The sequence below is a fragment of the Autumnicola musiva genome, from assembly GCF_031846585.1.
GTDB classification, from domain to species: domain Bacteria; phylum Bacteroidota; class Bacteroidia; order Flavobacteriales; family Flavobacteriaceae; genus Autumnicola; species Autumnicola musiva.
The window spans coordinates 226,274-242,525 of sequence record NZ_JAVRHK010000003.1 but is presented as its reverse complement, the minus strand read 5'-3'; the positions used below and the strand labels follow the sequence as shown (position 1 = coordinate 242,525).

The 16,252-nt window shown below is 38.5% G+C and carries 18 protein-coding genes; 9 read left to right on the top strand and 9 right to left on the bottom strand.

The window, feature by feature from the left end; all coding sequences use genetic code 11:
* The first annotated feature begins 5 nt into the window (after positions 1 to 5).
* Positions 6 to 644, top strand: a complete 639-nt coding sequence (locus tag RM539_RS05915) for a WbqC family protein (RefSeq protein WP_311502506.1) — start codon at positions 6 to 8, stop codon at positions 642 to 644.
* 117 nt (positions 645 to 761) lie between these two features.
* On the opposite strand, the gene RM539_RS05910 is transcribed toward RM539_RS05915, so the two are convergent.
* From RM539_RS05910 to RM539_RS05880, 7 genes are all read right to left on the bottom strand, one after another.
* Positions 762 to 1,823 (bottom strand): endonuclease/exonuclease/phosphatase family protein, encoded by a 1,062-nt coding sequence (locus RM539_RS05910; protein WP_311502505.1) that lies wholly within the window; start codon positions 1,821 to 1,823, stop codon positions 762 to 764.
* Positions 1,824 to 2,738, bottom strand: a complete 915-nt coding sequence (locus RM539_RS05905; protein ID WP_311502504.1) for a rhomboid family intramembrane serine protease — start codon at positions 2,736 to 2,738, stop codon at positions 1,824 to 1,826.
* Entirely contained in the window at positions 2,739 to 3,491 is a 753-nt protein-coding gene (locus RM539_RS05900; protein WP_311502503.1) for a rhomboid family intramembrane serine protease, read from the bottom strand.
* On the bottom strand, positions 3,492 to 5,342 hold the full coding sequence (gene mutL / locus RM539_RS05895) for a DNA mismatch repair endonuclease MutL (protein ID WP_311502502.1): 1,851 nt from the start codon (positions 5,340 to 5,342) through the stop codon (positions 3,492 to 3,494).
* Positions 5,343 to 5,636, bottom strand: coding sequence for a hypothetical protein (locus RM539_RS05890; protein ID WP_432264611.1), 294 nt, complete (start codon positions 5,634 to 5,636; stop codon positions 5,343 to 5,345).
* A 245-nt stretch (positions 5,637 to 5,881) separates the two neighbouring features.
* Positions 5,882 to 6,379 carry a 6,7-dimethyl-8-ribityllumazine synthase gene (gene ribH / locus RM539_RS05885; RefSeq protein WP_311502501.1) on the bottom strand — a complete coding sequence of 166 codons (498 nt, stop codon included), beginning with the start codon at positions 6,377 to 6,379 and terminating at the stop codon, positions 5,882 to 5,884.
* 6 nt (positions 6,380 to 6,385) lie between these two features.
* Positions 6,386 to 7,156 carry a tetratricopeptide repeat protein gene (locus RM539_RS05880; protein ID WP_311502500.1) on the bottom strand — a complete coding sequence of 257 codons (771 nt, stop codon included), beginning with the start codon at positions 7,154 to 7,156 and terminating at the stop codon, positions 6,386 to 6,388.
* 145 nt (positions 7,157 to 7,301) lie between these two features.
* Here RM539_RS05880 and recF point away from each other — a divergent pair, with 145 nt between their 5' ends.
* From recF to RM539_RS05860, 4 genes are all read left to right on the top strand, one after another.
* Positions 7,302 to 8,381, top strand: a complete 1,080-nt coding sequence (recF, locus tag RM539_RS05875; protein ID WP_311502499.1) for a DNA replication/repair protein RecF — start codon at positions 7,302 to 7,304, stop codon at positions 8,379 to 8,381.
* Positions 8,378 to 8,815: a lipocalin family protein gene (locus RM539_RS05870; RefSeq protein ID WP_311502498.1), complete on the top strand. Its 438-nt coding sequence runs from the start codon at positions 8,378 to 8,380 to the stop codon at positions 8,813 to 8,815. Before recF ends, RM539_RS05870 begins: the two co-directional genes overlap by 4 nt.
* Entirely contained in the window at positions 8,799 to 9,095 is a 297-nt protein-coding gene (locus RM539_RS05865; RefSeq protein ID WP_311502497.1) for a DciA family protein, read from the top strand. The genes RM539_RS05870 and RM539_RS05865 overlap by 17 nt, the downstream gene beginning before the upstream one ends.
* A gap of 131 nt (positions 9,096 to 9,226) precedes the next feature.
* Positions 9,227 to 9,856, top strand: coding sequence for a protein-L-isoaspartate(D-aspartate) O-methyltransferase (locus RM539_RS05860; RefSeq protein WP_311502496.1), 630 nt, complete (start codon positions 9,227 to 9,229; stop codon positions 9,854 to 9,856).
* 268 nt (positions 9,857 to 10,124) lie between these two features.
* Here the strand turns inward: RM539_RS05860 and RM539_RS05855 are convergent, their stop codons facing one another.
* Positions 10,125 to 10,544 carry a nucleoside-diphosphate kinase gene (locus RM539_RS05855; protein WP_311502495.1) on the bottom strand — a complete coding sequence of 140 codons (420 nt, stop codon included), beginning with the start codon at positions 10,542 to 10,544 and terminating at the stop codon, positions 10,125 to 10,127.
* 251 nt (positions 10,545 to 10,795) lie between these two features.
* Between RM539_RS05855 and RM539_RS05850 the strand changes: the two genes are divergently transcribed.
* The 3 genes from RM539_RS05850 to RM539_RS05840 are packed head-to-tail and all read left to right on the top strand — an operon-like array spanning position 10,796 to position 13,500.
* Positions 10,796 to 11,812, top strand: a complete 1,017-nt coding sequence (locus RM539_RS05850) for a DHH family phosphoesterase (RefSeq protein WP_311502494.1) — start codon at positions 10,796 to 10,798, stop codon at positions 11,810 to 11,812.
* Positions 11,809 to 12,369 carry a gliding motility-associated peptidyl-prolyl isomerase GldI gene (gene gldI / locus RM539_RS05845; RefSeq protein WP_311502493.1) on the top strand — a complete coding sequence of 187 codons (561 nt, stop codon included), beginning with the start codon at positions 11,809 to 11,811 and terminating at the stop codon, positions 12,367 to 12,369. The genes RM539_RS05850 and gldI overlap by 4 nt, the downstream gene beginning before the upstream one ends.
* Before the next feature lie 3 nt (positions 12,370 to 12,372).
* Complete coding sequence (locus RM539_RS05840; protein WP_311502492.1) at positions 12,373 to 13,500, top strand: peptidylprolyl isomerase; 1,128 nt, start codon at positions 12,373 to 12,375, stop codon at positions 13,498 to 13,500.
* A gap of 79 nt (positions 13,501 to 13,579) precedes the next feature.
* Here the strand turns inward: RM539_RS05840 and RM539_RS05835 are convergent, their stop codons facing one another.
* On the bottom strand, positions 13,580 to 15,040 hold the full coding sequence (locus tag RM539_RS05835) for an aminoacyl-histidine dipeptidase (protein ID WP_311502491.1): 1,461 nt from the start codon (positions 15,038 to 15,040) through the stop codon (positions 13,580 to 13,582).
* A gap of 88 nt (positions 15,041 to 15,128) precedes the next feature.
* Here RM539_RS05835 and RM539_RS05830 point away from each other — a divergent pair, with 88 nt between their 5' ends.
* Complete coding sequence (locus RM539_RS05830) at positions 15,129 to 16,208, top strand: DUF3810 domain-containing protein (RefSeq protein WP_311502490.1); 1,080 nt, start codon at positions 15,129 to 15,131, stop codon at positions 16,206 to 16,208.
* Positions 16,209 to 16,252: the final 44 nt, after the last annotated feature.

Here is a 16,252-nt window from a genome sequence, read left to right as displayed (position 1 = left end):
GCTGCATGAGTAAAATTCTTTTACATCCTTTATATTTTGGGCCGGTTTCCCATTATGTTCAAATGCTTCATGCGGAAAAAATTATTTTTGAAAATGAAGATAATTATCAAAAGCAGACGTACAGAAACAGGATGTACATTTATGATGCAAATGGAAAGTTACTGCTTAATATTCCCATAAAACATGCTTCAGCTTTAGGCATTTCCACAAATGGCCATCAGAAATATAAGGATGTTTTAATAGAGAATGAATTCGAATGGCAAAAACAGCATTGGCGTGCTTTAAAAGCTTCATACCAGACCTCGCCTTTCTTTGAATTTTATGAAGATGAACTCCATCCGCTTTATCATAAGAAGTACAAATATTTAATGGAATTCAATTACTCCTGCATGCAATTTGTAACGGATTGCCTGCAGATTGATATTCCTTTCAGCAAAACTTCAGAATATATTCTGAAACCGAAGGATATAGAAGATTACCGACATCTTGTTGATGCAAAATCAAAAGAACAATTCAGCAACAGGAGATATGCACAGGTGTTTGAGCCAAAACATGGTTTCATCCCGAATTTGTCTATTCTGGATTTACTGTTTAATGAAGGGCCAAACAGTCTGGAATATCTTAAATCTCAGTTTTTGCCGTAAGTTTTAAACCGTAAGTAAGTTCTTTCCGGAGGTTTTAGCAGTTATTTTAAATTATCAATTCTGAATTTTAATAAGGCAGTAATGAAAATGATAATAGATAATTTTTTCAACTCTTCACTATTCACTACTTTCAGGAGAAAGATTCAGGGTGGCTTTAATGGGAAAGTGATCTGAATAAAAAACTTCCATAGTCCCAAAAGATTCCACTTCAATACTTTCATCGGGAAGAATAAAATCTATCCGCAGCGGAAAGTAATCGAAGTCAAAAGTTCTTCCAAAACCATTACCGGCTTCCTTATAAGCATCATTTAAGCCAAAGCCTTCAGACTTTAATTCCCTATAAATATAAGAATAGGCTGTATTATTAAAATCGCCCATTACAACCACTTTGTAGGGAGTATTTTTAATTACTTCCAAAACCTTTTCAACCTGCACCTGCTGTATGGCAAAAGTTTGGCCCATGCCCAGCCAGACCCGTTTAGAGCTCTCCCGCTCAATATTGCCCAGATCAGGCTTTTCACTAAAGGATTGCAGGTGTATATTTATAACCCGAAGAGTATCCTTTCCCACTACAATATCTGCATAGACGCCGTTATTGTTACTTTTGGAATCAAAATCCATGGAATAGGTATTTATGATTGGATATTTTGAAAGTATGGCCAGGCCAAATTCGGCACTTTGAGTTTTCAGCTTAATATATTTGTAAGGAAACTGGCTGGCCACCTCCACTTCTCCGTTGTAATATTCCTGCATAGACACAATATCGGGATTCTGCTCCTCAATAAAAGTGGTGATCTGCCTGGGAATATTCTCCCTTTCCTCGGTGCTGCTCAAGTACTGACTGAAATGTTTAACATTATAGCTTAGCACCTTAAGGTTATCATCAGAAGGCTGTTCCCCTTCTTCTAAAGGATTAATTTCATATACTGAAGTTACATGATTATAACCAAGCAGCAATACAATAAAGGGCAGTAAGAATTGTTTTTTGAACCTTATTAGCCAGTAAATTAAAAAAGCTATATTAATAAGGATAAGCAGTGGAACCCCGAGGCTTAAAACTGAAAGCAGGGAAAACTTAAGCGGCGGGATATAAGGTAATAAATAGGAAAACAGGAGCGCTGCTGCGAAGAGCGAATTCAGAAAAAAAAAGAATTTATCAAACCAGTTTAAATTCTTCATTTAATCATCTTTACCTGCCTGAAAAAGAAAATCCTTTTCTGCTTTATTCAAACTATCATATCCGCTTTTGCTTATTTTATCCAGAATAGCATCAACCTTTTTCTGTTTTTCATCTTTATTCATGCTCCCGCGCATATTTCCGGAATTAGAAGAAGGGCGTGCAGTTTTCTTCTTACTGTCACGGTGCACAGTTTTCATTTTTGCCTTTCTTTCCCTCGGTTTAAAAATAGTAGCAATGCCGTCCATAATTTTTTCAAACCAGCTTCCAATATCATTGCCCTGTTGCAGTTGTTTGGTATAAATATATCCGAGTGCTGCGCCCCCTATATGCGCCAGATGGCCGCCGGCATTTCCCATAGGGATCTGGATTACATCAACAGCCACAAGGAAAGCTGCAATCCACCAGAATTTTATACTACCCAGAATAAGCAAACGCACCTTCATATCTGGAATATGTGTGGCGATACCAATTAACACCGCCATGACGCCAGCTGAAGCACCAATTAGATAAGAACTACCCATTCCCTGAAAAGCGGGAAATAGGTTGTAACTAAGCATGTATACCAGTGCTCCAACAATAACCCCGAGAAAATAATAATTTAACAGGCGCTTTTGGGAAAAATAATTCAGAAAATAGATTCCGGCATAATAGAGAATAAGCATATTGCCCAGAATATGCCAAATACCGCCATGCAGAAAGGAATAGGTAATAATTGACCATGGCTTAATTATAAATTCGCTCAGTTCCTTCGGAAAGACAAACCACTGCAATAAAAAATCAGAAGGCAGTTGAAATAAATAAGCTATGGTACGAAACAGAAAAAACAGCACAAATACGAGTACATTTATAGCAATAAGCTTTTCTGTAACCGTAGCTGTTTGAATTTTATATCTTAATCTGTCAGATGTTCGCATTTAATACCACCTGTTTTGGTTAAACTGATTCTTTTTCCAGTACCACATCATTAAAAAACCAATTATTGCTCCCCCAATATGGGCCCAGTAAGCCGTATTTGAAGGACCCAGGATATTTGCCCCTGTTATTGCCGAATATACGTTAAGAAGGAAATACCCTCCAATAAAATATTTAGCTTTAATTGGGATAGGAATAAACATGAGGTAAAGCGGCAAATTTGGATAAATTAGTGCTATGGCCGCCATCACTCCAAATACAGCCCCTGAAGCTCCTACCATAGGAGTTACATAGCTGTTAATTAAGGTTTCTGTTGCATCCTGAGGCACATTATTATAGAAGTTATACCGGCCGGAAGCCACAACTTCATTTAAAAATCCCTGAATTTCATTTGGGCTGAATCCTGCATCCAAATAAGCCTGGTAAGCCGAATTAAAACTGAAATAACTAAATAAAATCTGCAATCCCGCAGCTCCAAGCCCTGCTGAAAAATAAAGGAACAAAAATCTTTGCTGCCCTATAGACTGCTCCAGGAGGCTTCCAAAAATGTACAGCGCGAACATATTAAAGAGAATATGTGAAAATCCGCCGTGCATAAACATGTGCGTAATTAATTGCCAGAAATAAAAATTTTCATTTTCCGGAAACCAAAGGGCAAATAGCTGATAAGCATATTCTCCCAAAAACTGACTGCCAACAAAAAACAAAATATTAGCTATCAGTAAAACTTTTACCGTTTCGGTAATTCTTCCCATTTAAGTAAATTTTTTCTCAAGTTCTTCCACCGTTAACGTAATAAAAATAGATTTATTAAATGGTGTAAGACCAGGTTCTTTACAGGCAAAAAGCCGGTTAACAATATGTTGTTGTTCACTGCCGTTCAAAACCGTTCCCGACTTTACCGACATGCTTTTTGCCAGGGATCTGGAAAGCAAATCAGTTTGCGAAAACCCATTATCTGGAACATCATTCTCAAGATCAGATAATAATTGCTCCAGTAGCATTTCCACTTCACTTTCGGAAATAAGAGTGGGAATACCGGTAATTTCTACGGCATCTTTTGATATTTCTGAAAAAATAAACCCGGTTTGTTCCAGCGATTCCCTTATCTGCTTTAGCATTTCCACCTCGTGCGCATTGAACTGAAGTTTCAAAGGAAATAATAATTGCTGACTCACCGCTGCTGAAATTGTTATATTTTTCAGTAATTCTTCATAAAGTATCCTGCTGTGGGCCCGATTTTGATCAATGACCAAAATTCCACTTTTCAGGGTACTTACAATAAATTTTTTATGTAGCTGAAATGTGGTATTTTCAGATTTTCCTTCAGAATTCTCAAATAAACTTCCTGTTACCTCCTCACTTTCAAATTCCATGTGTGATCCCGCAGCAGACTCTATTTCTTCAGAAGATGTTCCTGTATAAAGACTTTCCCAACCGGCCGTTGTTTCTTTTTTTAAAGAACTTCCCGGCCTGTAATCGGCATCAACACCTTCATTTTTAAAGGGATTAAAACCACGGTCCACTTCCACCTTCGGGATGTCAGCACCTTTATCTTTATAAGCATACGGTGTATCCAAGCCAGAATCACGTTCAAAATCCAGTACCGGTGCTACATTAAATTGCCCCAAACTATGCTTTATGGCACTTCGCAACATGGCGTAAAGCGCATGTTCATCATCAAATTTTATTTCGGTTTTGGTAGGATGAATATTAATATCAATACTTTTTGGATCCACTTCCAGGTAAAGAAAATAGCTGGGGTAGGTTTTCTCCTTTAATAAACCTTCAAAAGCCGCCACTACCGCATGATTTAAATACGGACTTTTAATAAACCTGTCATTCACAAAAAAGAACTGTTCTCCCCTGCTGCGTTTGGCAAATTCAGGTTTTCCTACGAAGCCTGAAATTTTTAAAATTTCGGTATCCTCATTTACCGGCACCAGTTTTTCATTGGTTTTTCCACCAAAAATATTAGTGATCCGCTGTCGGTAATTTGTGGAATTCAACTGAAAAAGTTCACTGCCGTTATGATGCAGTGTAAAATTGATATGCGGATGTGCCAAAGCAACACGCTGAAATTCATCTATGATATGGCGGGTTTCCACATTGTCAGACTTCAGGAAATTACGTCTTGCAGGAATATTATAAAAAAGATTTTTAACACATAAGGAAGTACCTTTGGGAGTCACACAAGGTTCCTGGGAACTAATGGAACTACCCTCAATTTTAATGCAGGTTCCCACTTCTTCATCTTCCGGTTTTGTTTTAAGCTCTACGTGTGCAATGGCTGCAATAGAAGCCAGAGCTTCTCCCCTGAAACCTTTTGTTTTTAAACTGAAGAGATCTTCAGCAGATTTAATTTTAGAGGTGGCATGGCGCTCAAAACTCATTCTTGCATCGGTAAGGCTCATTCCCTTGCCGTTATCTACCACCTGAATAAGTGTTTTTCCGGCATCTTTTATCACCACCTGGATTTGCTCTGCTCCTGCATCTATAGCATTTTCAAGTAATTCTTTAATAACGGAAGCAGGCCGTTGCACCACTTCTCCCGCGGCGATCTGGTTTGCTACGTGATCTGGTAAAAGTTGAATAAAATCACTCATTTATTGAGCATTCGAGAAGATGGATAAATCAAAATCTATAATCCAAAGGAAAATAAACAGAAGTATCAAAATAATATAAACCACTCTTTTATTGATTTCCCGGTTACCGCGGGTCCTGCTGGATTTACGCGCTTCAGACCAATGTGATCCAAAATCTATTGCATTGGTAGCTTCTTTATATTTATTGAATTTGGAATCAAAACTGTAAATATTGCCCGTATCTTTCCCCTTATAATACCTGGGTGTGTAATTATAACGTGCATTTTTTTTACTTTTTAGGAAGTTGACTCTCAAAATGTAGATTTTTAGTGGTACTTCAAATTTACTCAAAAAGCTTCTATTTTCCGAAGCCTGAATGAGCAATTTATAAATAACAATAATGATGCCGCTTCCTGAAGGGTTCAGGTTTTAAAGTTTAAGGTTTGTCTGTTGTCTGTTAAAACGTAACAACCCACAACCCATCACTTTTTTAACACTCCACTTTCCACTTTTTCAGAATTTCCAACTTTGTACTTCTGGCTCTTACTTTTTTTCACTTTTCAGAACCGTGCATCTTTACGCAGCTGAGCCATTTTAATGGCGGCAATGGCAGCTTCAGTTCCTTTATTGCCATGCTTCCCACCGGAGCGGTCTATAGCCTGCTGCTTATTTTGGTCTGTCAATACACAAAAAATCACAGGAATATCACTTTGAATATTCAAATCTTTAATACCCTGGGTTACTCCCTGGCACACGAAATCAAAATGTTTGGTTTCTCCTTCAATTACACTTCCAATAGCAATAACAGCATCAAGCATATCATAACTTTGCTGCATTTTTTTACAGCCGTAGATAAGCTCAAAACTACCCGGCACATCCCACCTTACAATTCTTTCTTCCAGCACCCCGTTTTCCTTCAGCGCGCTAAAAGCACCATTAAAAAGTCCTTCGGTAATTTCTTCGTTCCATTCTGAAACAACAATCCCAAACCGAAAATCTTTCGCGTTTGGGATTGTATTTTTATCGTATTCTGACAGGTTATTTCCTTCAGTAGCCATAATTTTTTATTTCATTGCCTGAGCCTGGCCCATATAAACTGCAACTCTTTCAGCTTCAGGAGTATCAGGATATTCTTCTTTCAGTTTAGTAAGATACTCCTCTGCCTGGCCCGCCTGCCCTAATTCCAAGGCCGTAATTGCTGCTTTAAGTAAAAATTTAGGAGTGGTAAAAGAATTAGACTTCATATTTGCAGCTTCAGCATAATAACCTAAAGCCTCCTCCGGCTGATCCAGTTGCATAAAAGCATCTCCTATTCCACCAACGGCAAGTACCGAAGTTATTTCATCATCAGCGTCGTAGTCTTCCAGATAATTTATAGCGTCCTGGTAGTTTCCTATACGCAAACTTGCAAAACCAGCATGATAACTGGCAATATTGGCTGCGTCGGTTCCACCGTAATTATTAATTATATCAACAAAACCATATTTTCCTTCACCTCCGTTAAGGGACATGGTGTACAAGGAATCACTTTGAGTACCGGTGGTATTAAGAGCTCCTGCAAAATAATCCTGTGCCTGAGCCATTTCATTAGCAGCCTCGGCTTCTTTTGGCTCCTGAATCCAGTTTTCGTAAGCAAGATAACCCAGAGCTATTATAACTGCCAAACCCACAATAATATAAATGTACTTTTGGTTCTCGGCCACCCATGTTTCAGTTTTGCCGGCTCCTTCATCAAGAGAGTTAAAAACTTCTGCAGTTGTAGATTCTTCCTCTACATGTTTTTGTTCTTCTTCTTTATTGGAAGGTTTATAGCCTTTTTTCTTGTACGTTGCCATATAATCATTTTATGCGTGGCAAAAATATGATTTTTATTCAAAATTAAAAGAGAATTTATTTGTATTTTTTAGATAATTTGGGGTCATTCGCAGTAGAAGAATACACCAAATTAGTAACTTTTTATATGTTGATTATCAGTAATTTATGTTTTTAAAACAACTCTCCTTGCTCAATTATAAAAACCTGGAATCAGAAACATTTCAGTTTGATTCAAAAATCAATTGCCTTGTGGGACATAACGGAGTTGGGAAGACTAACGTTCTGGACAGTATATATCATTTATCCTTCGGAAAAAGCTATTTTAACCCTATTACCAGCCAGAATATTAATCACGATTCTGATTTTTTTGTTGTTGAAGGGGAGTTTGAAAAGAACCAAAAAGAAGAACATATACTGGTAAGTGCCAAACGCGGCCAGAAAAAAGTTATTAAAAGGAATAATAAACCTTACGAGAAATTCAGCGAACATATAGGCTTTATCCCTACCGTTATTATTTCTCCTGCAGACCGTGATTTAATTGTGGAAGGAAGTGAAACACGGCGTAAATTTATTGATGGCGTAATTTCGCAGAGTGATAATGTTTACCTTAATTACCTTCTGCAATATGGTAAGCTTGTTTCGCAGCGTAATTCTTTACTGAAATATTTTGCTGCTAATAATTCTTTTGACCGTGATACGCTGGAAGTTTATAACATGCAATTAGCTGAACTCGGGCAGGAGTTATTTGAAAAACGCAAAAAATTTCTAGCGGAATTTATTCCGATATTCAACAAACGCTACGGCGATATTACTAATAATAAGGAGCCGGTTAATATTTCCTATAAAAGTCAGTTATTTGATAATGACCTGAAGGACCTGCTGGAAGAAAACCTGCAAAAAGATATGGCACTGCAATATACCGGTGTGGGCATTCATAAAGATGACCTCAACTTTGAAATTGAAGGCCATCCCATCAAAAAATTTGGCTCCCAGGGACAGCAAAAATCATTTTTAGTTGCTCTAAAACTGGCCCAGTTCGATTTTATAAAAGAAATTAGCAAGGTCACCCCTGTTTTGTTACTGGACGATATTTTTGACAAGCTCGATGAACAGCGTGTAGGACATATTGTAGCACTGGTGGCCACTAACGAATTGGGGCAAATTTTCATAAGTGATACCCATGCAGAGAGAACTGAAAAGGTGGTGAAGGAAAGTAATCAGTCCTATAAAATCTTTAAATTGTGAAAAATTTTCTTTTAATATTTCTTCCGGCTATTATCTTATTAAGCTGTGAAAAACCCAATCCTGGAGCGCAGCTTAAGCACCTTAATGGATATTGGGAAATTGACCGGGTGGAATTTTCAGAAGACTCCGTTAAAGATTATAGCATGAGCCCTTATGTGGATTTCCTTCACCTGAAGGATAAGAGAGGTTTCAGAAAAAAGGTGCAACCACATTTTGACGGCTCTTTTACCAATGCCGGACAAACAGAAGAAATTACAGCTAAAACAGAAAATGACAGCTTAAGGTTGTATTATAAAACACCATATTCTTCCTGGAAAGAAACAGTAATAACTGCAGAAGCCGGTAAACTAAGCCTTATAAATGCCAATGGGGTGATTTACCATTATAACAAATATGAACCCATAGACGTAACAGCAGATGAAAAAGAGGAATAGTGAAAATATGAGTATAGGAGATGTACTGAAGGAGTTTGTAGACCATAATAAATTACAAAAAGGCCTGGATAAGGTTACGGTAAGAGAGGTATGGAATGAGCAAATGGGTCCCGCTATTCAAAAATATACTACTGCTATTAAACTTGAAGGTTCCACGCTATATGTGCAACTAAGCTCTTCTGTTCTTCGCGAGGAATTAAGCTATGGAAAAGATAAAATAATTAAAATGCTAAATGAGGAACTTGGACGGGAATTGGTAAAAAAGTTGGTACTGAGGTAGACTGTAGACAAAAATAAAAATATTATCATTAGGATAGCCTGCTTCTTTTTATCAGAAGTTCACTGTACTATTCAGGTTGAGCAGTTTATATTTTTTATATTTAGTACTCCCTTTTCTAAAACCCGAAAGAGATGAATACATCAAAAGAGGAAATGATTAGCCTTCAACTGGAGAAAAGAGGAATAAATAACCACAGGGTCCTCCGTGCCATGCAGGAAGTAGACAGGGTCCATTATATTCCTGACGACATGAAACATAAGGCATATGATGATAGTCCACTGCCTATTGGGAAAGGACAAACTATTAGTCAGCCGTACATTGTTGGTTACATGGCGCAGCACCTGCAACTGCAACCTGAGGAAACTGTCCTGGAAATTGGCACAGGCTGTGGTTACAATGCCGCTGTGCTTTCCCAACTTGCAAAAGAAGTCTACAGTATAGAAATTGTTGACTGGCTGCATGAGTATGCCGTTGAAAATCTCAATAATACCGGCATAAAAAATGTCCACACCCGAAATGCTGATGGTTATACAGGCTGGCCTGAAAAAGCCCCTTTTGATGCCATTGTTCTTACCGCAGCCCCACCTGAAGTACCGGAGACCTTAAAAGAACAGCTAAAAATTGGTGGGCGGCTTCTGGCTCCCGTAGGCCGAAAGTCTCAGGAACTGGTAATAATAACCCGGGAGGGAAAAAACACCTTTAGAGAAAAAACTCTTTTGCTCGTAAATTTTGTACCAATGACCGGTGATGCTCAAAAATAACTGAAAGAAAGACAACTTTTAAAATCGGGATAAAAAAGAAGCTGTTTAAAAAGTTAATGTTATAATGTCCAGCCGAAATTTTTTCAGCTTCGTCTGAATTCCAATCCTGAGATCAATATTCAGCCTGACAAAATAGAACTTCTTAAACAGCCTCTACGTGTAACTTTCGGCGGTTATATCAAAAATCCCGAAGAAGCTCATGAGGTATAAATCGAAAAACGACTTCAAACTTTCAAGGTGAGCCTTGGAAAATTAAACCTTACTGAGATTAAAATATTTCCCTTCCGGCAAAATGAAATGAACCTTCAATCCCGGCATTTTCATCACTATCACTTCCATGCACAGCATTCTCACCAATAGAAGTTGCATATTTCTTTCTGATGGTTCCTTCAGCAGCTTCTTCAGGATTTGTAGCTCCTATAAGCGTCCTGAAATCTTCAACAGCATTTTCCTTTTCAAGAATAGCCGCAACAATAGGTCCGCGGGTCATAAATTCTACCAGTTCTCCAAAGAAGGGACGCTCCTTATGGATATCATAAAACTTTTCGGCATCAGCCTTGGTCATCTGTGTAAGCTTCATCGCCACTATTCTAAAACCTGAAGCGGTAATTTGTTCCAAAATTGCCCCAGTGTAACCGTTTTCAACAGCATCTGGTTTTAGCATGGTGAATGTTTTATTTCCTGCCATTATATATTTTTTAAATTTTGTGCAAAAATAAAGAATTCCGCCCCAATTACAAGTGGATTGGAATTTTATATGATTTTGAATCTTAATTATAGATAAAAAGTTAAAAATTACCGCTAAACACCTCATTCCTAACACAGAAAAAGTCAGAAAAAAGGAGAATTACTATTACATTTTTTGTTGCTTTGCGGCAAACTAAAAATGGAAGCTCGTTTATTAGCAAAAACCTAATAAATTGTATCTTTACCCGTAGTATGATAGAAAAAAATATTTTAGAAATCACCGCAGAACTTTCACGGGCCAAAAACATTGTAATAGTTCCGCATAAAGGCCCCGATGGCGATGCAATGGGTTCCACGCTTGCGCTATGGCATTTTTTGAAAGAAAAAGAACATAATGTAAAAGTGATCGCGCCCAATGATTATCCACACTTTTTGAAATGGCTTCCGGGAAATGAAGAAGTTCTTATTTATGAAAACAATAAGCAGATTGCCGATGAACTTATAGATGAGGCTGAAATAATTTTCACCTTAGATTTTAATACCCTATCAAGATCGGGCCTAATGGAGGAACCTTTGGAGAAATCTGAAGCAGTTTTCATCATGATTGACCATCATCAGGAACCTGCCACTTATGCCGATTATACCTATAGCGATGCGGAAATGAGCTCCACATGCCAGATGGTTTATCATTTTATTGAAAAACTAAGGGCAGTAAAAAAAATAACTCCTGAAATTGCCACCTGTCTTTACACCGGTATAATGACAGATACAGGATCCTTCCGCTTTACTTCCACCACCAGTGAAACTCACCGGGTTGTGGCAGATCTCATAGAAAAAGGAGCCGATAATTCTACTATTCATAATAAGGTCTTTGATACTAATTCTGAAAATGGGCTGCAACTTTTAGGAACCGCACTTCAGAATCTAAGAGTAATCCAGCAATATAGAACTGCTTATATCACCCTCTCCCAGGAGGAACTGGACCGCCATAACTTTAAAAAAGGAGATACTGAAGGTTTCGTAAACTATGGCCTTTCGCTGGCTGGAATAATTTTTGCTACAATTTTTATAGAAAATAAGGCAGAGAATATTATAAAAATATCGTTCCGGTCCAAAGGTGATTTCTCAGTAAACGATTTTGCCAGAAAACATTTTAATGGCGGTGGGCATATTAATGCCGCGGGAGGAAAAAGTGATTGCTCCCTTAATGATACGGTAGTACAATTCAATAGAATCCTGCCGGAATATAAAAACGATTTATCCCTATGAAATTCAGGATTTTAATCATCCTATTTTTAGCAGTGGTTTCCTGTAAGCCCCCGGAAGCACGTTACCCTGTTACCCAGAATTCAGGTTCTTATATAGATCAATCGGTACAAAGAAATAAACAGCTGCTTTCACAGGAAGAGGCTTATATTCAGGAAATCATAGAACAGGACAGTACTCGTAATTACATTGCTTCCAACAGCGGCTTCTGGTATTTTTACAATCAAAAAAACACCGATTCCATTAATACCGAAATGCCTGAATTTGGTGATATTGTTGTTTTTGATTACAATATTTCCACTCTGGACGGCCAGCCTATTTATGCTGAAGGAGAAAAACCTACAAAAGAATATGCCGTAGACCAGGAAAAACTTTTCAGCGGACTCAGAGAAGGACTTAAACTGATGAAGGAAGGTGAAACAGTTACTTTTCTTTTTCCTTCATATAAAGCCTTTGGCTATTATGGAGATAAAGCTAAAATTGGCACCAATGTGCCCATTACTGCAAAAGTTACTTTGCATTCTATAAATACTGAAACCAATAATGAATCCAATAATTAGAAAATGAAAAAAACGAGTATCTTATTTTTATTCGCGATAGCACTTTCCTTTATCGCCTGTAACGAAGAATATCCCGATCTTGAAGACGGGCTTTACGCAGAATTTAAAACGTCTAAAGGACCTATTGTAGCTGAACTTTATTATGAGCAAACGCCTGTAACAGTGGCAAGTTTTGTCTCTTTGGCTGAAGGTTCCAATCCGATGGTAGACAGTACTTACCAGGGAAAACCTTTTTATGATGGGATTATTTTCCATCGTGTGATAGATGGTTTTGTGATCCAGGGTGGTGATCCAACAGGAACAGGTTCCGGCGGTCCCGGCTACCGTTTTCCGGATGAGTTTAATGACAGCCTTCGCCATGATACCAAAGGAATTCTTTCTATGGCCAATGCAGGTCCCGGCACCAACGGAAGCCAGTTTTTTATCACTCTTGCCCCTACTCCTAACCTTAATGACCGGCATACAGTCTTTGGAAAAGTGGTAAAAGGCCTTGACGTGGTAGATGCTATTGGAAAAGTTGAAACCGGCCAGCGGGACAAGCCTGTTGAAGATATTACTATTAATACCGTTAATATTGTTAGAAAAGGAAGCGGAGCCAAAAATTTTGATGCACCGGAAACTTTTGAGACTGAACTGGCGAATATTAAAGCTGAAGAAGAGGAAGCTAGTAGAAGAATGGAGGAAGCCAAAGCAGAAACTGCACAACAACTGCAGGAAATTGAGCAAAAAGCTGATTCCCTTGACAGCGGAATAAAAATGTTCTTTGAAGAAAAAGGAGAAGGCCCAAAACCTGAAAACGGTCAGAAAGTTGGTGTCTTATATGAAGGTTATTACGCTGATGGTGGCATTTTTGATACCAATGTAGAAGAAGTTGCCAGGGAAACAGGAGTTTTTAATGAGCAGCGTGCTGCCCAAAACGGATATGCCCCAATGTATATTCCCTATGGTCCTGATGCTCCTATGATCCCCGGATTTAATCAGGCGCTGGAAGAAATGCAGGTTGGAGACGAAGCAGTGGTATTTATTCCAAGTCATTTGGCTTACGGAGAACGCGGCAGAGGCCCGATTCCTCCAAATACCGATCTTGTATTTCGTATAAAACTAACTGATATTCAGGAGCAACAACAATAAGCCTGAAGTATATCAAACTAAGAAAGCCCGCGACTGCGGGCTTTTTCTTTTTTAATTCTGAATTAAAATCTCCGGTGAATTATTTCTTCGGAATATTCTTAAGGATTTCCTGAACAAACTTCCAGTATTTTTTTGCTGAAGAAATACTCGCTCTTTCATCGGGAGAATGTGCACCCCTTATGGTGGGCCCAAAGGAAATCATATCCATTTCAGGATAATGGCTACCAATAATTCCACATTCCAGCCCCGCATGGCAGGCAGCAACATCAGCCTTTTCATTATTCAACTTTTGGTAGATTTCATCTACAACCTTCAGAATAGCAGAATCACGATTTGGTTTCCAGCCGGGATATTCCCCGGAAAATTTAACTTTAAAGCCGGCAAGCTCAAAAGCTGCCTCAAGATTATTGGCCAAATCTTCCCGGGAAGATTCAACTGAAGAACGGGTAAGACAGTTAATTTCTATTCTTCCGTCATTGGCTACAATATTGGCAATATTATTAGAAGTTTCCACAAGGCCATCAATATCTGGACTCATTCTGTAAACGCCGTTATGCGCAGCGGAAACTGCCTTTAAGAAATCCTGCTGGTCTTCCACCTTCATAACGTTTTCCGGTACATCGGCTTCAGAAATACTAATATCAAGATTAGGCTCAATATTCTTATATTCAGCTTTTATCTCATCTATATGGATCATATTTTCAGTAAGGAAAGTTTCCATATCTGCTTTGTCAACTACCGCCAGTGCTTCACTTTCCCGCGGAATAGCATTGCGTAATCCGCCCCCGTTAAACCTGGAAAGTCTAAGGCCGTAGTCCCTGTAAGAATCGTATAAAACACGGGTGAGCAATTTATTGGCATTCCCAAGGCCTTTGATAATATCCATTCCAGAATGCCCGCCTTTTAATCCTGTTACTTTAATGAGATAGCCAATGGAATTCTCGGGAGTATGCTCTTCTTCATATTCGCGAATGGCAGTAATATCCACTCCCCCGGCACATCCTATTCCTATTTCATCATCTTCTTCAGTATCAAGATTAAGCAAAATATCACCCTTTAGAATGTTAGGATCCAGTCCTTTGGCTCCGGTCATTCCCGTTTCTTCATCTACTGTAAAAAGCGCCTCTAAAGCGGGGTGTTCAATTTCCTTACTTTCAAGAATGGCCATGATCGTGGCCACTCCAAGCCCATTATCGGCACCCAAAGTGGTACCTTTTGCCCGCACCCAGTCTTCATCTACGTACATTTCTATTCCCCGGGTCTCAAAATCAAATTTTGTGTCGTTATTTTTCTGATGTACCATATCGAGGTGAGACTGCATCACTACAGGCTTCCTGTCCTCCATTCCGGCAGTGGCTGGTTTCCTTATCACCACATTTCCGGTATCATCTACCAAAGTTTCAAGATCAAGTTTATTGCCGAAATTTTTCATAAATTCAATAACCCGTTCCTCTTTTTTCGAGGCTCTGGGAACTTCATTTAAATCGGCGAAATTATTCCATAATTCTTTAGGCTCCAGCGCTCTTATTTCTTCATTCATTGTCTTATATTTTGGTATATTCACAAATGTATTGGTAATTGACTAAGTTCGAAAATTTGAAGCGAATATTTAATTGTATTTTAGGCTTGTGAAGAGAAAATCCTTAATTATCCTGGCGTTACTTCTGCCACTGCAGATCATATTTATAAAAATTATAGCAAATTACCCCCGGTTCGTAGAAACCTGGTACAGCAAAATCCTCTATCCTGAAATTTCCCGGATTATGAGAATGAGCCTCGGAATTTTACCATTTTCGCTAGGCGATTTTCTCTATGCCTTTCTGATAATTTTATTGATAAGATGGTTGATAATTAGAATCAGGCAACGCTTTAAAAATCCGAAGAAATGGCTTTTAGAGGCGTTAGCCACATTATCTATTATTTACGCCTGTTTCAATATTTTCTGGGGATACAATTATTACCGGCTGCCTTTGCACCAGTCGCTGGGCATAGAAAATGAATATTCTACCGAGGAGTTAATAAAGCTTACCGAAAGCCTTATTTCCAGATCAAATTCAATTCATTCTGAACTTGCTGAAAATGATTCGGTGAAAATTGATATGCCATATGATAAAAATGAACTTTTCAACATTACTATTGAAGGCTATACGAACATCAGCAATGAGTTTCCCGAACTTATCTATGAAGGGGAGAGCCTGAAACGTTCCCTGTATAGTATTCCGCTTTCCTATATGGGCTTTAATGGTTATCTTAATCCGCTAACCAATGAAGCCCAGGTAAACACTATTATTGTTCCGTATAAAATCCCGACTACGGCAAGTCATGAAATTGGGCATCAGCTGGGGTTTGCCAAAGAAAATGAAGCCAATTTTATCGCCTGTCTTGCCACGATGAACCATCCCGATCCTTACTTTAAGTATTCCGGCTTTACTTTTGCCCTTAGCTATTGCCTGAATGAATTGTACCGCAGGGACAAAGACAAAGCCGAAAAGATTATGGAAACCATACATCCCGGAATTCTTGCCAATTACAGGGAAGTACAGGAATTCTGGATAGACCATCAAAATCCTTTTGAGCCGATGTTCCAGGTAATCTATAACCGCTATCTCATCGCCAATAACCAGGCAGAAGGGATGAAAAGTTATAGTTATGTTGTGGCACTGCTGGTGAATTATTTTGAAGATCCCGAAAGCCGGTTTCAGCTGTAGCAGCATTTATTAAAATTTTGCTAAATTGAACGCTTCTTAAATTC